Consider the following 14649-nt stretch of genomic DNA (forward strand, 5'->3'; position numbering starts at 1 on the left):
GGGGGGAATCCATCGAACACGCCGGCGCGGCGGCGGTCACTTGCCTCGGAGCTGCCGGACGACGTCCTGGTCGCCGGGGTGGGCGCGGAGCTCGTGGTGACGGGCCTGGCGCAGGGCCTCGCCCCGGTCGAGACCGGGCAGGCCGCGCCAGCCGCACGGGCACAGCGGCAGGAACGATCCTCCGCCGACGTCGACGCGTACACGCATGGCGTGACCTCCTAGAAGATCTGGATGAGCGGGCTGATCTTGGCCGCGAGCCACGCCGCGGTGACGCCGGCGACGAGCGGGTCGATCGGCCCGAGTGAGTCGCGGCGGGACAGGACGGTCACGTCGGACAGGGTCCGTTCAGCGGCGACCTCCAGGGCCGAGCGCATGGCGGGGTCGGCGTCGTGGATGAGCCAATGCCGCTCGGGCGTCGAGTCCTTGACGAGGGCCTTGAACTGACCCCACGCGGTGGCCCCGTCGCGCCCGCCCACGGTCTGCACGGGCACGCCGGCGTGCTTGAGCTGCGCGGTCACGATGCGGGCCGGCCCGCCGTCGTCGGCGCCGATGGTCGCCGCACCGTCGGTGTAGAGCTCGGTGACGTAGGGCACGAGCCAGTCGGCGCCCTCGCGGGTCTCGCGTAGGTGGAGGTTCACGACGCCGGCGTCGTCGAGCCACGCCGCCCACACCGACGCCTGCGTGCGATCGAGCGCGACGTCGTAGCCGTAGGCGACACGCTCGGGGGCCGGCGGCGCCTGCTCGGTCGCGAGCGTGTCGTAGAACTCGAGGTCGAGGATCGTCGACTCGACGCGCGTGCGGCGGTTGAGGTACATGCGCAGGAAGTTCGCGTGCGTGTTGTTCTCGGGCTTGGACTCGGTCGCGAGGTCGTCGATCGTGACGAGCCGGTCCAGGCCGGGGTGGTACTCCCACGTCGCGGGGTCGTAGGGGTCGAGCTCGTCGGCCGGGGACCACTCGAAGTAGGCCGTCGTCGAGTCGGGATCCAGTGTCGCGAGCCGGCCGGCGTCCACCAGGTCGTTCCAGTACTCCGACGTCGCGTCGCCGGCGGCGCTGATCACGTACAGCTGCCGGTCGCGGCGGGTGATCATCGCCGGCCGGATCGCGGCCATGAGCTCGTCAGCGGCCTCGCGCGAGAACGCCCAACCCTCATCGATGAGGACGAGGTCAGGCGAGTAGCCGTGGAGCGAGTCGCGGGTCGGGGCGAACGGGCTGATGTACGACCCGTTCGGGAACGTCGCGCGCTGGGAGCCCTTGCCGCGCTTGACGTCGACGAACCGCTTGAGCGGTCCGTTCTCGACGTCGGCGATCAGGTCATCCCAGCGGGCGCCGGCGTCCTTTCCGAGCTGCGCGGTGGTGAAGATCTGCGACGCGTCGCGGGTGATCGCGCGGTCGACGACGATCGGGCGCAGGAGCGTCGTCTTGCCGGCCTGGCGCGGGACGGCGACCACGACGGTCTGGTACCGGTAGCGCAGCCGGTGGCCCGGAGGGTTGAGCTCGGTCGCGACGTCGGCCACGTACTGCTGCCAGGGCAGGAGCGGGCGGCCGAGCGCGGCGGCGATCGCGGCGACCTGCCGGCCGCGCGTGCGGAGCCGGGGGTTGCGGCGCGTGTAGAAGCGGGGCGGGCGGGCGAGGCCGGTGGGGTGCGCGGTGGGCGCCGGCGCGGTGAGGGTCACGCGAGGGCCTCGCGGAACGCGGCGAACGCGGGGTCGTCGAGCGCGCCGGCGGGGACCTCGCCGCCGGGGATCGCGGGGAGCGCGTCCAGGAGCTCGTGGAGCTCGCGGACGAGCGTGGTGGTCGCGACGGACACCTTGGCCCACGCGAGCCCACGGTCGACGGCCGCTGCGGTCTCCAGGATGAGCTGCACCGTGAGCGCGTCGGCGTCGCCGAGCACGCCGGCGACCTCGCGGGCGGCGATCGCGCGTTGCGCGGCCTGCCGGATGACGCCTCCCGAGGCGCCCACGCTCAGATCGAACAGAACAGGCTGCGTCTCGGTCACGATCGGCTCCCTTCGGTGTCTTTGCTGGTCATCCCGTTTTTTTCTGGGCCAGTTCGGGGGGAAATGGAAACTGTGGGCGGGGTGTCCGGCGCCTCCCCACGGAAGAACGAGGCGGCCGAGCGGGCCGGGCGCCGGCGGAACGACGCCAGCAGCTCCGGGGTGAGCAGCCGGGCGCCACGCCGGCTGTTGCACCGGCGGTGAGCGGGCCGCAGGTTCGACAGGTGGTCGCTGCCGCCGTACTTGCGTGGCACGACGTGGTCGGCGCTCGGTCCCGAGGGGTGGCGGGGCGGGGCCGCGAGGTTGATGCGCTCCAGGCACAGGTGGCACGTCGAGCCGTAGAGCTCGATGACCTGCTTCGTGAGCGCGACCGCGCGGCGCCCGCCCCAGGTGCTCATGCCTGCGGCTGGTCTCGGATGGGCCGGCGCCACCACGGCACGTCGCCGTGGACGACGCGCGGCGGCATGGGCGGGCGCACGGCACCGACCCGACGGGCGACGTCCGCCGGCGTGACGACGGGCGTCGACGGGGGCGTCACGACGACGACCTGGTCGCCGCTGACGACGGTGGCCGGGTCGGGCGCGACGTGCTCGACCAGACGCTCGACGTGCGTCCACTGACCGGGGGCGTAGATGCCGACGGGGTCGGGCTCGCCGTCGTTGTCCATGTAGACGGTGAGCTGGCCCTCGTCGACGTCGACGGCGTCGGCCTGGTGGGTGACCTTCTCGCCGGTGCTCCAGTCGCCGGCGGGGCGGTGGACGACGTAGGTGCTCATGCTGCGGTCTCCTGACGCTTGAGGATGTTGGACACGGTCTGCGGTGAGACGCCGACCTTGGACGCCACCTGCCGGTATGACAGTCCGGTGGTGGACAGCTCGACGACGCGGGCAACGGTGGACGCCGGCGTGACGTTGGACGGGCGCCGCTTGGACGCTGGACGCTTGGACGCCTGCCGGCGCGCGTGCTCGACGACCTCGGCGCTCGGGGGCGTGCGCCTGGACACGAGGCCGGCCCGGCGTTCGGGCTCGAACTCGATGACGGGCGCCGTGGACGGCTGCGGGCTGGGCTCGGGCGTGGACGGGCGCTGGACGATGAGGTCGGCGATCGTGTGGGTCGCGAGCAGCACGGCCACGGGCGCGACGACGGACGACGGTGCCCACGAGACGCTGGACGTCCGGGGCCGGTGTCCAGCCGTGCGCTGCGTTGCCGCCCACGCTCACGGCCGTCCACAGGGCGAGGGCCGTCCAGGCCGTCCACTGCCGCTCGCCGCGAGCTCGCGCGACGAGCACGGCGAGCGTGTAGACGGCGATCGCGCCATCGATCATCACGGGCACGCACCACGAGAGCCGGCCGGGGACGTGGCCCCACGCGGCGAGCTGCACGAGGCCGGCGAACGAGAGCGCGAACGAGACGCCGGCCAGCAGCACGGCCGACGTCGTCGCGACGATGAGGACGGGCTTGGTGTCGGGGTCGATCCGGGCGGTCATGCGCTGACGGCCTTGATCGTGACAGGCGCGCCGATGCCCACGGCGTGGAGGTTGCCGGCGGCCAGGGTGAGCTGCGCCCACGCGGTCTGGACGTTCTCGGTGGCGGCCTCCAGGGCGATCCGGGTGATCGTCGAGTCCACCTGGTGCTTGGACGTGTGGAGACGCTGGAGCGCGGCGTCGGTCTGGTGCGCGAGGTCGATGATCGTGAGCTGCACGTCGCGTGCGTTCTCGATGTTGCCTGCCATCGTGGTCGTCCTCTCAGTGGGGTGTGGTCCGGCGTCGTCGCCGGGCGTTGGTGAAGTCGATGACCTTGGGCGGGTCGTCGTCTGTGAGGGTGAGGTCGTGCGCAGCGAGAGCGGCTATGTCCAGGCGCGGCTGCACCTGCGACGCCCTCCGGGCCGCTTGTTCCGTGCGTCTCGCGGAGGCGAGACGCCGGCAGAGGGCGCAAGCCGACTCGCCGGTGCGTGTCTTGCGCCAGACCTCTACGCCGTGCTCGCAGGTGATCGGTGTGCTCACTGCTCGGCCCTCCGGCAATCGGGGCAGGTGAGACGGCCGTCGCGCTTGCGCTGGCCCACCGGCCAGCCGTGGTCGCACTCGTCGCGGTTGTAGATCGCGCGTCCGGCGCGCGTCACGACGCCCCCCAGGGCGTCGGGACCTTCGATGAGCGCCCGCGCAGCGGGCTCTTGAAGGGCTTGTGTCTGTTCCGGGTCTCCTACGCGGGGAGGCGTGCCTCCGGACCCTCCCCGTAGGGGGGTGGGGTGGGCGCTCAGTTCCACATGGTGTGACCTGCGAGAACGCTTGTCGTTGCGGAGCTTCGTGCGTGTGTAGCGGGTCTTGATCGTCATGATCCGGCGCAGCGTCTCGGCCCGGTGCTGGGCAAGGCGCTCGTCGTGCCAAGGGCGGGCGGCGAAGATGAGCTCGACGAGCTTGTGCTTGACGATGCGGATCCAGCCGGGCGTGCCGTGGCGCTTGGACGCGGACTCGATGGTGATTCCGCCTCGCGTCCACTCGATGACGCCCAGGTCCTCCAGGAGGTGCAGGCACCGGGCCGTCCACTTCATCGACAGGCCGGCGCGGTCGGCGATATCCATGACGGTCGCCTTGCCGGCTGCGGAGCGGTGGGGGAGCTGCGCCACGAGGCCGTGGAGCACGCTGCGCACGCCCTGCATGGAACGGCCGTTGAGCTCGCCCCAGCCGGCGTTCGAGAGGGACGTCATGAGCGACGGGGCGCTCCAGGACGCGTTGGGCGTGGGGCGGCTCACAGGTCGACCTCCGGGCGCGGCTGCGCGACGTAGAACGGGGTGCGGCGCGGCTCGACGCCGAACCGCTCGCGGTAGACCGCGACGTAGGCCTCGCGGCGCGTCTCGGGCTTGGTCCAGGGCGTCACAGCGACTCGCCGCCCTGGAGGTAGGTCCGCTCGAACTCGGCGAACGTCATGCGGCCGTTCTTGGCCCACCACTCGCGGAGCTCGTCAGACGCCCACCGGTGCGCGCGGCGCTCGGGGCCGATGAACAGGGACCAGGCCGAGACGCCACGCTCTCGGGCCTCGTGGTTGAGCAGGTGGCCGCGCGTCGCGAGCTCGGCGCGCTCGTACTGCGCCTCGCGGTAGAGCTCGAACGCGTCGCGGACGTCGCGCCACAGCGCGATCGCGTCATCGAAGATCGCGCTCACCGGCGGGCCTCGTACCAGTGAGCCGCCACGCACAGAGCGACGACGACGCCGGCCAGGATCCAGCCGCCGGCCGTCACTCGGCGCCCCGGGTGACGTCACCGGCCGGCGCACTGACACGGCGTGCGGGAGAGTCGGCGCACGCCGTGTCAGCGGTTTCCCCTACGGTCAGCTCAGCGCCGGACGGTAGGACGTCCGGCCCAACCGAAGGAGAGTCTTCGTGGGCACCCTCAACGACATCGTCGGCGACAAGATCCCCGCCGAACTGACCGTCACCCGCCACCTGATCGACACGCTCGATGAGGGCGAGGCCCTGACGAACGAGCGGGTGACGGGCGCGCTGATCAGCGCCGTCGTGGAGCTCGAAGCGCGACTGGTCGAGCTGGAGCGCGGCCATGGCGCGGGCGAGCTCGCGGCCGAGAGCGACACGGTCAACTGACGCCAGGGGGCAGGCGCACGCCGCCATTCGCTGATCGCTCACCGGGCACCGACCACGCGGGCGGCTCCGACGAGGCGGATCACTTCCTCGCGCTCCGCCTGGATGCGCTCAATGTCGGCGCGGTCGAACAGATAGGCGCCGTTGCTCCCGGGGTACTTGAACGCCGGCGTGATGCGGCCGTCCTGGACCCATCGCACGAGCGTCGAGCGGTCGATCCCGAGCATCGAGCACGCCGTTGCGCTCGTGAGGGTCGTCTCTTCGATCGGTTCCATGCCGACAGTGTGCGCAATGCGCATCCCGTAGGTCAAGCGAAGACACGCGGAGAAGCGCACCGTCTTGTGTGGTAAGGGGACGCGTGCAATGCTCGTTGCATGAGCATTCAGCCTGAGAGTGGTGTCGTGCCGGTCTTCGACATCGCCGATCGCATGCGTAAGGCGCTGCGCGTCGCCGACGTCGGCGTGCAGGAGATGGCGGACTATCTGGAGGTCTCGCGCGGGGCCGTCGGAAACTGGATCAACGGCAAGGCCAAGCCGAGCCCTCAGTCTGTGCGCTTGTGGGCGCTCCGGACGGGCGTGCCCTACGAGTGGCTTCGGGATGGAGAAAGCCCCCGCCAGGGTGGACCTGACGGGGGCAATGGGCTCCTGCGGCTGGACTCGAACCAGCGACCGTCCGGCCTTGCGTCATCGCAGGTCATCGCGGGTCCGTGGTCGCCGGGCGGCGTGGAGCTCGCGGCGTGATCCGCGACCTACTGACGTCCTGGGTGCCCTACTTCTGGGTCCTGGGATGGGCCGGCTGGACGCTCTGGAGCGAGCTGCGCAAGCAGCGTCGCGAGCGCCTGCGCCGCGAGGTCGAGAGGGAGAACCTGTGGCCATGAGCAACCAAAGTTGGGAGACCCTCCGTTCCGAATACCTCACCTCGCTTCGTGCTGCCGGCCGGCGTCCCTTGACGCTGCGACAGCACGAGCACTACCTACGGGTCTTGCGGGCGCACTGCCGGTCGCCGCTCGCGCTGGACCTGGCCACCCTGGAGCGCGCGCTCGCGCGGCCCGATTGGGCACCGGAGACGCGTAAGAGTGCGCGCACGGTGTTCGTGGGCTTCTGCCGGTGGCTGCACGGCATGGGCTACCTCGAGGTAGACCCGTCGCTGCGCCTGCGACCGGTGAGAGTGCCGCCCGGCGTCGCGCGGCCGATCCCGGAGCCGGTGCTCCAACGCGCCCTGGGCCTCGCTGACGCGCGCGAGCGGCTGATCCTGCTGCTCGGGGCACACTGCGGGATGCGAGCCGGCGAGATAGCCCTCGTGAACCGCGACGACCTCGCCGGCGACCTGCTGCTCGTCCACGGCAAGGGCGGCAAGACGCGCGAGGTGCCCGTCGTCGACGACGAGCTCTTGCACGCGATCCGGCACGACGCGCGACCGTGGCTGTTCGAGGGCAAGACGAACGGGCACCTGTCGTCGGGGCACGTGACGGTGCTCATGAGCCGGCTGTTGGACGAGCACTGGACGACCCACACGCTGCGCCACCGGGCCGGCACGGTGGGCTACGACCGTACGCGCGACCTGCTCGCCGTGATGACGTTCCTCGGGCACGCGAAGCCTGAGACGACGCTGCGCTACGTGCGCCTGCCCGACGACGCGCTGCGCGCTGTGGCGCGCGCGACGGCCGCGTAGACGCGCGACGACGCCGGGCCGCTCCATGGGGAAGTGAGAGCGGCCCGACGTGCGTCTACCAGAGGATCCGGCGGCGCCGGCGCTGCTGGCCGGCTAGGACGTGCTCCTTGAACTGGCCCTGGAGCACGGCGACGGCTCGGGCGGTGAGCTCGCCCTTGGCCTCGATGCGGTTGACGGCGTCGGCGAGTGACTTGCCGCTGTTGGGCTGGACCTCGTGCGCCGCCACGGCGGCCGCCTGATGGGCTGCCGTGGCGGCCGAGCTCGCGCGCTCTGCGGTGGCCTTGGTGCGGCCGCCACGGACCCACAACGCGACGAGCCCGAGCACGTTCGTCGTGAGGCCGCCGAGGAAGATCCAGGCGTCATGGCTCATGCCTCGTCGGCCTCGCCCTGGTCGACGTTCGGGGTGCCGTAGACGCCGAGCGTGCCGAGGACGGCGACGACGACGGCGGCCCACTTGGGGAGCTCGGGCACGGCCGCGACGACGGCCGTGACGAGCGCCGCCACGGCGGCGACGACGGTCTTCGCCGCGTGCTGGTAGCGCTTGGGGATGAGCGCCAGGAGCGCGCTCACAGGTTGATGCCGAACGACGCGAGCTTGGCGACGGTCTTGGGGCCGACGATGCCGTCGGCGACGAGGCCGGTGCGGGTCTGGAAATGCTTGACCCACGCCTCGGTCTGCGCGCCGAACTCGTCGTCGACGGCGATGAGCTGGCCGCGCTTGACCTTGACGGTCTCCTGGTACGCGGGGAACACCTTGCGCAGGCCGGCCTGGAGCGCGCCCACCTTCTTGCCCTTGGAGCCGAGCGCGAGGACGCCGGCGGCGGGCTTGCTGCCCGAGCTCGTGGCCGGCTTCGACGCGGCCTTGGGCTTGAGGCCGGCGATGCGGACGCCGTTGTTGTCCTCGGTCCAGCCGAGCACCTTGTAGCCGGCGCCCGTCCAGTAGGACAGCGGGGCGGTGTGGGGGTGGCCCTTGGCCGAGTCGGTCGAGCGGAGCTGGTTGCCCTTCTTGAGGCCGACGTGCCCGTACTTGTCGCCGGCCTTGGAGAAGAAGATGAACGCGCCGTCGGGGGCGTCGTCCAGGTCGGTGTGCTTGTGCTTGGCCTCGGCCCACGCCTCGGCGGCGCTGCCGGCGCCGGCGGGGATGCCGTAGGCCTCGCGGGCGTAGCGCTCGCACTCGCCGTTGTAGCCCTCGTCGTGCTGGTCGGCCCATGCGAGGGCCTGAGCGGGGGTGCGGTAGGTGGTCATGGTCGTTGTCCTTTCAGGAGGGGGTTGGATCCGAGGGGTCCCTAGATCGGCCAGGACCCGCCGAGAACGAAGGCCGGGGTCGCGTGGGCAGCGTCGGACCACCGGACGGTGATCTGACCGGTCGACGCGTTGACGAGGCCGAAGCACGCACCGGAGCCCGGCCAGCCGATGAACGGCGAGTAGTAGGTCCGCGGCTTGAACGGCGCGTTGATGTTCCCGAGCGCGATGCTCTGCGCGCCGGCCGCCAGAGACGGGCCGCCCGAGTTGTTGAGCTGGAGCTCCCAGACGATCGACTTGTCGGCGATGACCTCGACGGATCCGGACGCGATCGTGAGGCCGGCTACCGGGGCGAAGAAGTCGGCGGCCGCGATGGTCTTGGACACGAGGGCGAAGTTGGCGTTGAGGTCCTGAGCGGTCAGGACCTCGCCGACGGTGAAGATCTTCACGAGACGCTCCAGGCTTGAAGGGCGAGGGTCACGAGCCACTTGTCCGGCGTGATGACGTGCTGGATGCCGATGACTCGGGACTGTTGGGTGAGGCCGTTGTTGGTCACGAGGACCAGGTCGAACACGTCGAGCGAGCACGCGACGTCGACGTCCTTGGTCGCGTTGTAGGTGACCGAGGTGAAGCGGACAGCGGGGTTGGCGAGGTCGCGCGTGTACTCGGTGACGAGGTCGCCGACGGGATCCGCGGTGGGGACGGCGTCGGCGTCCGGGTCGCCGGGGCCGGTCTCGAGCGAGGTCTCGACGTCGGCGTGGCGCACGCCCCAGGTGGCGGCGGAGGTGACGTCCTGGAACGGGCCGAGGCCCGCGTCGTCGGCCTGCCACTGGCCCTGGTCGTTGAGCGCGGCGTCGTGGTTGGCGAGCGTGAGGTCGTTGACGAGGCTGCGCGTGTCGTAGGTGCGGACGACGTCGACGTAGCAGCGGTGGCGGGGGTTGAACTCGTCGTGCTCGTCGGAGAACTCCAGGCGGATCGGGCGCTCCTGGGCGGACCAGTTGCTGAGCTCGATGCGCACGACGTTGTCGCGGTCGACGTACCACCGGCCGGCGGAGGTGTTGGCGATCAGCTGGAGGTGCTTGTCGAGGGTGGACTCGTAGACGGTGCGGGAGCAGACCGGCCAGTAGGCGTCGGGGCGCGTGCCGGGGGCGAAGTCCCACCGGCCTCGGTAGGACGCCATGACGCGGCGGACACGGTCGGACCACCGGTCGATCCCGAGGGCGCCGTAGCGGGTGATGCCGGCGAGGTCGCGGACCGCGTCGAGCGCCGGGACGTTGGCGATGAACCGGCGGTCGACGGACGTGGTCGAGCGGCGCCAGGTGTCGGTGAGGTCGCCGACGTTGCCGGTGTAGGCGACGGTCTCGGTGAGCTTGGACCGGATCCGCACGGGCAGGTTGGGGCGCAGGCCGAGGCCGGGCGGCTGGTCGGGCTGGGCGTAGACGGTGAGGTTGGCGGTGCCGACCTGCGTGGTCGTGGTGACGCCGTCGACGGACGCGCCCCGGTTGATGCTCACGCCGGTTGCGTCGCACAGGTACTCGGTCCAGGCGGTGGCGGTCGCGGTGTCCCCAAGGGCGCCGGTGTCGAGCTCGTCTCGGTTGAGGACGAAGCCCTCGTCGCCGGGGGTGAGGATCTGGTAGCCGAGCTGGCCGAGCAGCGGGCCGCCGTCGACGGCGTAGATCGCGAGCCGGTCGACGTACACGTAGTTCCCGGTGTTGGTGATGATGAACCGGAACGAGGGCGCGAGGCCGAGGTCGCCGACGTCCATGGCCAGGACGTAACGCGTGGCGATGTTGGACCGGACGTCGTCCTGGGCGAACAGGAGGTTGGCGCCGATGGTCGCGGACGCGGCGTGCTCCAGGTCGGTCGCGGTCAGGACGTCGATGACCAGGACGTAGCGGCCGGGCGGGGCGTCGAGCTGGTCGCGCTGGACGGCGCCGTTGACGGTGCCGTTGTCGGCGTGGACGCGCAACCGGCCGCCGACGGCCTCCAGGACGGCGCCGTCTGCGGTCGACGTCCAGGCGGCTTGCTCGGTCGCGTCGTAGGTCGCGGCGGTGAGCTCGTAGATCAGACCCACCGGCGACCGCCCCCGTTCACGCGCTCGAACTCGGTGATGAGCTCGACGAGCTCGCGGCCGAGGGCGACGCGGTCGGTGCCGGGGCCGGCGGTGACGTTGATGTTGTAGACGCGCTGCGTGGCGGTCCCTGCGCCGTTCTGAGCGGCGATCGTGGGGTTGGTGGGCGTCGGGGTGTACCCGTCGGTCACGGCCCCGGACAGGGCCGTCATGGCGTTGTCTACGGGGGTCGTGTCGCCGAGGCCTTGGGCGAGGCCGGCGACGGTGTAGGCGCCGAGCTCGGCGAACACGCGCGAGGGCGAGTGGATCCCGAGGATCGACTTGACGCCGGACACGGCGTCCAGGCCGATCTGCTTGAGCGCGTCGACCGGGGCGGTCGCCATGGACCAGATCCCGCGCACGAGGCCGTTGATGATGTCGCGGCCGATGTCGTAGAGCCAGTCGCCGGCGGACTTGAGGACGCCGACGACGGAATCCTTGAGGCCGGAGAATGCGCCCCTAACGGTGTGAATGTAATTCGATGCGAGGTCGCTAATGCCACTAAAGATTGACGAGAAAATGTCTTTGATGCCCTGCCAGGCGCCGGACCAGTCGCCGTGGATGAGCGAGGTGACGGTCTTGATGATCCCGCGAATCACTCCGAGCGCGGTGCGCACGATGATCTGGAGCGCGTTCCACACGCCGGCGGCGACGGCGCGCATGGCGGACCAGATCCCGGACCAGTAGGCGCCGGCGGCGGACATGTACGCCTTGATCGTGGCCACGACGAACTGGAACGTGGGCAGGACGTAGGTCTTGAACCAGTCGACGACGACCTTGGCGGCGGCCTGGAGGGCTGCCCACGCCTTCTTGCCGGCCTCGGTCTGGGTGAAGAACCACGTCAGGGCCGCGACGAGGCCGGTGATCGCGAGGATGACGAGGCCGATGGGGTTGGCGTCCATCGCGACGTTGAACGCGAGCTGGACGGCGGTGGCGACCTCCTGGGCGGCCTTCCAGATGGCCAGGACCTTCACGTAGGCCTGCCACGCGAGCACCATGGCGCCGATCGTGACGGCGAGGCCTTCGATCACGCCCCGGTTCTGGATGATCCAGGAGAACGCGGCGGAGAACGCCGGGACGAGCGTGCCTGTGATGAACTCGCCGGCCTTTTGCAGGGCCGGCGTCACGTTCTGCGTCCACCAGCTCGCGAACGACTTGAGCGCGGGAATGCCCTCGGACTGGATCCAGGACGAGACGGCGTCGAACGCCGGCTGGAGGTGGTCCGAGAGCCACGAGACGGCCGCCGTGACCGCCGGCAGGAAGTAGGTGCCGATGGTCGCCTTGATGTTCTCGAACTTGGCGCCCAGGATCTGCTGCTGTTCGGCGAGGGTGTTGCTCTGCTTGGAGAACTGGCCCTGTGCGTCCTTGGTCTGGTCGTAGATGAGCGCGAGGGTTGCGAGGCGCTGGTCGTGGGTGGAGAGCTGCCCGTTGACCTTCTTGAAGCCCATGGTGAGGGCCTTGGCCTGGACGGCGTTGGCGGACAGCGCGAGGCCGAACTTCTCGGCGGGGTCGAACTCGCCGCGCAGCGCGGAGCCGAGCGCGGATGCGGCGTCGGCGGTCGTGCCGCCGAACGTGGCCGCGAGGTCGGAGGACAGCCCGATGAGGTCGTTGGTCTTCTTGCCGGCCTCGTCGAGCGAGAGGCCGGCGGACTTGAGCTGCGTGCCGATTCCGGCGGCGAGCTCGTTGTAGGCGTTCTCGGACAGCCCGACGTCGCCGGCGGCGGACTTGGCCCACTCGTGGACCTGCTGGGCGTTGCCCTTGAACACGGCGTCGACGCCGCCGAACGACTGCTGGAGGTCGGAGGCGGATCCGACGGCGGAGGCGACGAACGCGCCGAGGGCGACGGTGCCGGCGGCGAGGCCGACGGCTACGGCCTTGCCGGCGGCCTTGGCCATGCGGCCGAGCTTGGAGAGGCCGGTCTCGTCGCTGAGGTTCTTGAACGCGCGAGAGAACTGCTTGGTGTCGGCGAGAACGCTGACGACGACGGTCTGTCCGGACAAGGCCGGCCCCTCCTTTCAGTGTCGGTTGCGGCGGCGCAGCTGCGCAGCGATCGCGTTGCGCTGGCGCAGGGTGAGCGACCAGTAGTCGCTAGGGCTCACGCCTGCTTGGACGACGAACCACGCGAGGTCTTGCGCGCGGAGCTCTTCGGCGTGGAGGCGGCCGTCGCCGTCGTAGGGTCCCCGTCGGGCGCCTCGTCGCTGCCCTCGGCGGTGCTCTTGCCGACGCCGATGAGCTCGGAGGCCTCGGCGAACGTGAGGGAGCACGCGTCGTTCCAGGTGAACTCGGAGACCTTGCCGCCGGCGGCGAGGATCTGGCGGCGCTTGACGACGAACGCCACGGCGGCCATGGTCTTGCCCTTCGGGGCCTCGTCCTCGCCGATCGCGGTGATCGGCTGGCCGGAGAGCTCTTCGATCTTGGCGACCTCGCCGAGCGTGAGCTTCTTGACGTCGAACATGGTGGGTGTCCTCTCAGATCAGGTGGTTGGCCCGCAGCAGGTCGCCGAGCCCGTCGTCGAGGTCGCGCAGGACCTCGGCTCGGGACGCGTCGAGCGCGTCGGTCAGGTAGGGGTGGGGCTCGATGTTGTGGGCCGGCCAGCCGTAGTGGATGACGCCGGCGTAGGGCACGCGGGAGGTGCCGGCCCGGACGACGGCCTTGGTCTTGCCCTTGCCGGCCCGGATCGTGGACTCCAGGGCCCCGGAGCGGGCCGGGGTGCGGGGGCGGGCGGCCTCGACGACGACGAGCCCCAGCTTGTGCATGAGGTCGCGCATGTCCTCGGCGTCGGCGCCGGCGGCCGAGAGGGCTCGCAGGGTCTTGCCGAGCCCTTCGACGCGCAGGCGGACCGGGCCGGAGGTGACGTCGAGGTCGCCCGCCGAGGTCACGGGGTGGTGCCCTCGTCCATGGTCGCGACGCCGGGCTTGTTGCCGTCGGCGTCGGTCACGTCGAGCCGGAGCTCAGAGGTGAAGCCGGTGCCGGCGACGACGGCCTCGCCGCCGATCGTCGGTCGCGCCTTGGGGATCTGGACGAAGCCGATGAAGTGCGGCTGCTCGGTCGTCGGCTCGGCGTTGCCCTGCGGGGCGTAGGTGAACGGGACGACCTCGCCGGCGTGCTCCCAGCAGAACCGCCAGAACGACGTGCTGTCGAGGGACTGGACGAACGTGACGTCGAAGAACGGCTGCGCGGCGCCACCCTCGGACGCGTCGCAGAACGTGAGGGTGTCGGTGTCGGCGTCCTCGTGCTCCAGGGTGACCGCCGTGGTCTCGCACTTGCGGTCGGTGTTGTCGGGGGTCTCCCCGAACAGGAGGTAGAGCTTGTTCCCACGGATGCGGGCGGGTCCGGACATGGTCAGTCTCCTAGGACGGGTCGGTTGGTGATGAACGTGAGGCGCTGGGCGATGAACGCCTTGGTGTCGGCGGACTGCATGAACGGCCGGCCGGCGGTCTCGAACGCCCACGCGTTGCCGTCGAGGGCCGCGAGGACCTTGACGACGAGCTCGTCGAGCGCGTCGGTCACGGTCTCGTTGGCACCGGAGCGGGCGACGGCGGTGAGGTCGTAGCGCAGCAGGTGCATCCCGTAGACCTGGCCGGGCTCCAGGGCCGGCGAGCCGCCGGTGACGTAGACCAGGGGCGGGCTCATGCGCTCGGGCAGGTAGTCCCGGACGCCGTCGATGCCGGCGGCCTCCAGGAGCTGCGCGAGCTCGCTGCGCGCGTCGGACAGGACGCTCACAGGCCACGCACCATGTACCGGTCGAGGATCGGGTAGACGCCGGACATGGGATCGCGGGCGAGGCGGACGGGGTCGCCCTCGGTCGGGCCGGACGTGATGCCCGAGGGGGCGCCCCGGCGGGCGTAGAGCTCGGAGCCGACCTCCAGGAGCACGCGGGCGTAGACCTCGGCGTCAGCGACGACGTCGGACGCCGTGGCGGGGTCGCCGCCGGGGCCGACGAGGTAGCGGGCGACGAGCTCGCCGGCCTGGGCCTCGCACTCGGCGACGAACGCGGCGTCGTCGCTGGGCGCGCCCACGTACTCCTGGAGGGTGGTGGCCATG

Annotated in this window: 26 protein-coding genes and 1 pseudogene; 4 read left to right on the forward strand and 23 right to left on the reverse strand. The window is 71.1% G+C overall.

Annotated elements, in window-relative coordinates; translation table 11 throughout:
- Window positions 1-36: 36 nt before the first annotated feature.
- The 11 genes and pseudogenes from ACFT5B_RS14055 to ACFT5B_RS14105 form a co-directional block, all read right to left on the reverse strand.
- Window positions 37-207, reverse strand: a complete 171-nt coding sequence (locus tag ACFT5B_RS14055; RefSeq protein WP_386799287.1) for a hypothetical protein — start codon at window positions 205-207, stop codon at window positions 37-39.
- An 11-nt stretch (window positions 208-218) separates the two neighbouring features.
- A complete protein-coding gene (locus tag ACFT5B_RS14060; RefSeq protein ID WP_386799289.1) occupies window positions 219-1673 on the reverse strand; it encodes a terminase large subunit domain-containing protein in 1455 nt (484 codons plus the stop codon).
- A complete protein-coding gene (locus tag ACFT5B_RS14065) occupies window positions 1670-1996 on the reverse strand; it encodes a hypothetical protein (protein WP_386799291.1) in 327 nt (108 codons plus the stop codon). Before ACFT5B_RS14065 ends, ACFT5B_RS14060 begins: the two co-directional genes overlap by 4 nt.
- The gene (locus ACFT5B_RS14070) at window positions 1993-2391 is read right to left on the reverse strand and encodes an HNH endonuclease (protein WP_386799293.1); all 399 of its coding nucleotides are present in this window, start codon (window positions 2389-2391) and stop codon (window positions 1993-1995) included. Before ACFT5B_RS14070 ends, ACFT5B_RS14065 begins: the two co-directional genes overlap by 4 nt.
- The gene (locus tag ACFT5B_RS14075; protein WP_386799337.1) at window positions 2388-2768 is read right to left on the reverse strand and encodes a hypothetical protein; all 381 of its coding nucleotides are present in this window, start codon (window positions 2766-2768) and stop codon (window positions 2388-2390) included. The genes ACFT5B_RS14070 and ACFT5B_RS14075 overlap by 4 nt, the downstream gene beginning before the upstream one ends.
- Window positions 2765-3124, reverse strand: a complete 360-nt coding sequence (locus tag ACFT5B_RS14080) for a helix-turn-helix domain-containing protein (protein ID WP_386799295.1) — start codon at window positions 3122-3124, stop codon at window positions 2765-2767. The genes ACFT5B_RS14075 and ACFT5B_RS14080 overlap by 4 nt, the downstream gene beginning before the upstream one ends.
- A gap of 46 nt (window positions 3125-3170) precedes the next feature.
- Window positions 3171-3479: pseudogene (locus ACFT5B_RS14085) on the reverse strand (DUF2637 domain-containing protein); the annotation flags it as partial.
- The gene (locus ACFT5B_RS14090) at window positions 3476-3724 is read right to left on the reverse strand and encodes a hypothetical protein (protein ID WP_386799297.1); all 249 of its coding nucleotides are present in this window, start codon (window positions 3722-3724) and stop codon (window positions 3476-3478) included. The pseudogene ACFT5B_RS14085 and the gene ACFT5B_RS14090, both read right to left, overlap by 4 nt.
- Window positions 3725-3991: 267 nt before the next feature.
- The gene (locus tag ACFT5B_RS14095) at window positions 3992-4741 is read right to left on the reverse strand and encodes a hypothetical protein (protein WP_386799299.1); all 750 of its coding nucleotides are present in this window, start codon (window positions 4739-4741) and stop codon (window positions 3992-3994) included.
- Window positions 4738-4866 carry a hypothetical protein gene (locus tag ACFT5B_RS14100; protein ID WP_386799300.1) on the reverse strand — a complete coding sequence of 43 codons (129 nt, stop codon included), beginning with the start codon at window positions 4864-4866 and terminating at the stop codon, window positions 4738-4740. The genes ACFT5B_RS14095 and ACFT5B_RS14100 overlap by 4 nt, the downstream gene beginning before the upstream one ends.
- Window positions 4863-5150, reverse strand: coding sequence for a hypothetical protein (locus ACFT5B_RS14105; RefSeq protein WP_386799302.1), 288 nt, complete (start codon window positions 5148-5150; stop codon window positions 4863-4865). Before ACFT5B_RS14105 ends, ACFT5B_RS14100 begins: the two co-directional genes overlap by 4 nt.
- Before the next feature lie 217 nt (window positions 5151-5367).
- On the opposite strand from ACFT5B_RS14105, the gene ACFT5B_RS14110 reads away from it, so the two are divergent.
- Window positions 5368-5586, forward strand: a complete 219-nt coding sequence (locus ACFT5B_RS14110) for a hypothetical protein (RefSeq protein WP_386799304.1) — start codon at window positions 5368-5370, stop codon at window positions 5584-5586.
- A 38-nt stretch (window positions 5587-5624) separates the two neighbouring features.
- Here ACFT5B_RS14110 and ACFT5B_RS14115 read toward each other — a convergent pair whose 3' ends face one another.
- A complete protein-coding gene (locus ACFT5B_RS14115) occupies window positions 5625-5858 on the reverse strand; it encodes a helix-turn-helix domain-containing protein (RefSeq protein WP_386799306.1) in 234 nt (77 codons plus the stop codon).
- A gap of 99 nt (window positions 5859-5957) precedes the next feature.
- Here ACFT5B_RS14115 and ACFT5B_RS14120 point away from each other — a divergent pair, with 99 nt between their 5' ends.
- The 3 genes from ACFT5B_RS14120 (at window position 5958) to ACFT5B_RS14130 (ending at window position 7254) form a co-directional block, all read left to right on the forward strand.
- Entirely contained in the window at window positions 5958-6323 is a 366-nt protein-coding gene (locus ACFT5B_RS14120) for a helix-turn-helix domain-containing protein (RefSeq protein WP_386799308.1), read from the forward strand.
- Window positions 6320-6460 carry a hypothetical protein gene (locus tag ACFT5B_RS14125; protein WP_386799257.1) on the forward strand — a complete coding sequence of 47 codons (141 nt, stop codon included), beginning with the start codon at window positions 6320-6322 and terminating at the stop codon, window positions 6458-6460. The genes ACFT5B_RS14120 and ACFT5B_RS14125 overlap by 4 nt, the downstream gene beginning before the upstream one ends.
- 68 nt (window positions 6461-6528) lie before the next feature.
- On the forward strand, window positions 6529-7254 hold the full coding sequence (locus ACFT5B_RS14130; protein WP_386799259.1) for a tyrosine-type recombinase/integrase: 726 nt from the start codon (window positions 6529-6531) through the stop codon (window positions 7252-7254).
- A 55-nt stretch (window positions 7255-7309) separates the two neighbouring features.
- Here the strand turns inward: ACFT5B_RS14130 and ACFT5B_RS14135 are convergent, their stop codons facing one another.
- The 11 genes from ACFT5B_RS14135 to ACFT5B_RS14185 all read right to left on the reverse strand — a co-directional run bounded on the left by ACFT5B_RS14135 (window position 7310) and on the right by ACFT5B_RS14185 (window position 14648).
- Window positions 7310-7624 carry a hypothetical protein gene (locus tag ACFT5B_RS14135; RefSeq protein WP_386799261.1) on the reverse strand — a complete coding sequence of 105 codons (315 nt, stop codon included), beginning with the start codon at window positions 7622-7624 and terminating at the stop codon, window positions 7310-7312.
- On the reverse strand, window positions 7621-7824 hold the full coding sequence (locus ACFT5B_RS14140; RefSeq protein WP_386799263.1) for a hypothetical protein: 204 nt from the start codon (window positions 7822-7824) through the stop codon (window positions 7621-7623). The genes ACFT5B_RS14135 and ACFT5B_RS14140 overlap by 4 nt, the downstream gene beginning before the upstream one ends.
- Window positions 7821-8498 (reverse strand): peptidoglycan-binding protein, encoded by a 678-nt coding sequence (locus ACFT5B_RS14145; protein ID WP_386799265.1) that lies wholly within the window; start codon window positions 8496-8498, stop codon window positions 7821-7823. Before ACFT5B_RS14145 ends, ACFT5B_RS14140 begins: the two co-directional genes overlap by 4 nt.
- A gap of 41 nt (window positions 8499-8539) precedes the next feature.
- On the reverse strand, window positions 8540-8944 hold the full coding sequence (locus ACFT5B_RS14150) for a hypothetical protein (protein ID WP_386799267.1): 405 nt from the start codon (window positions 8942-8944) through the stop codon (window positions 8540-8542).
- A complete protein-coding gene (locus ACFT5B_RS14155) occupies window positions 8941-10569 on the reverse strand; it encodes a hypothetical protein (RefSeq protein WP_386799269.1) in 1629 nt (542 codons plus the stop codon). The genes ACFT5B_RS14150 and ACFT5B_RS14155 overlap by 4 nt, the downstream gene beginning before the upstream one ends.
- Window positions 10560-12605 carry a hypothetical protein gene (locus ACFT5B_RS14160; RefSeq protein ID WP_386799271.1) on the reverse strand — a complete coding sequence of 682 codons (2046 nt, stop codon included), beginning with the start codon at window positions 12603-12605 and terminating at the stop codon, window positions 10560-10562. The genes ACFT5B_RS14155 and ACFT5B_RS14160 overlap by 10 nt, the downstream gene beginning before the upstream one ends.
- 95 nt (window positions 12606-12700) lie before the next feature.
- A complete protein-coding gene (locus ACFT5B_RS14165) occupies window positions 12701-13060 on the reverse strand; it encodes a hypothetical protein (RefSeq protein WP_386799273.1) in 360 nt (119 codons plus the stop codon).
- Window positions 13061-13073: 13 nt separating this feature from the next.
- On the reverse strand, window positions 13074-13484 hold the full coding sequence (locus tag ACFT5B_RS14170) for an HK97 gp10 family phage protein (RefSeq protein WP_386799275.1): 411 nt from the start codon (window positions 13482-13484) through the stop codon (window positions 13074-13076).
- Window positions 13481-13945 carry a hypothetical protein gene (locus ACFT5B_RS14175; protein WP_386799277.1) on the reverse strand — a complete coding sequence of 155 codons (465 nt, stop codon included), beginning with the start codon at window positions 13943-13945 and terminating at the stop codon, window positions 13481-13483. Before ACFT5B_RS14175 ends, ACFT5B_RS14170 begins: the two co-directional genes overlap by 4 nt.
- 2 nt (window positions 13946-13947) lie before the next feature.
- Window positions 13948-14328, reverse strand: a complete 381-nt coding sequence (locus ACFT5B_RS14180) for a hypothetical protein (RefSeq protein ID WP_386799279.1) — start codon at window positions 14326-14328, stop codon at window positions 13948-13950.
- Complete coding sequence (locus ACFT5B_RS14185) at window positions 14325-14648, reverse strand: hypothetical protein (RefSeq protein WP_386799281.1); 324 nt, start codon at window positions 14646-14648, stop codon at window positions 14325-14327. Before ACFT5B_RS14185 ends, ACFT5B_RS14180 begins: the two co-directional genes overlap by 4 nt.
- Window position 14649 lies beyond the last annotated feature (1 nt).

This window comes from Luteimicrobium sp. NPDC057192, from assembly GCF_042670205.1.
GTDB lineage: Bacteria > Actinomycetota > Actinomycetes > Actinomycetales > Cellulomonadaceae > Luteimicrobium.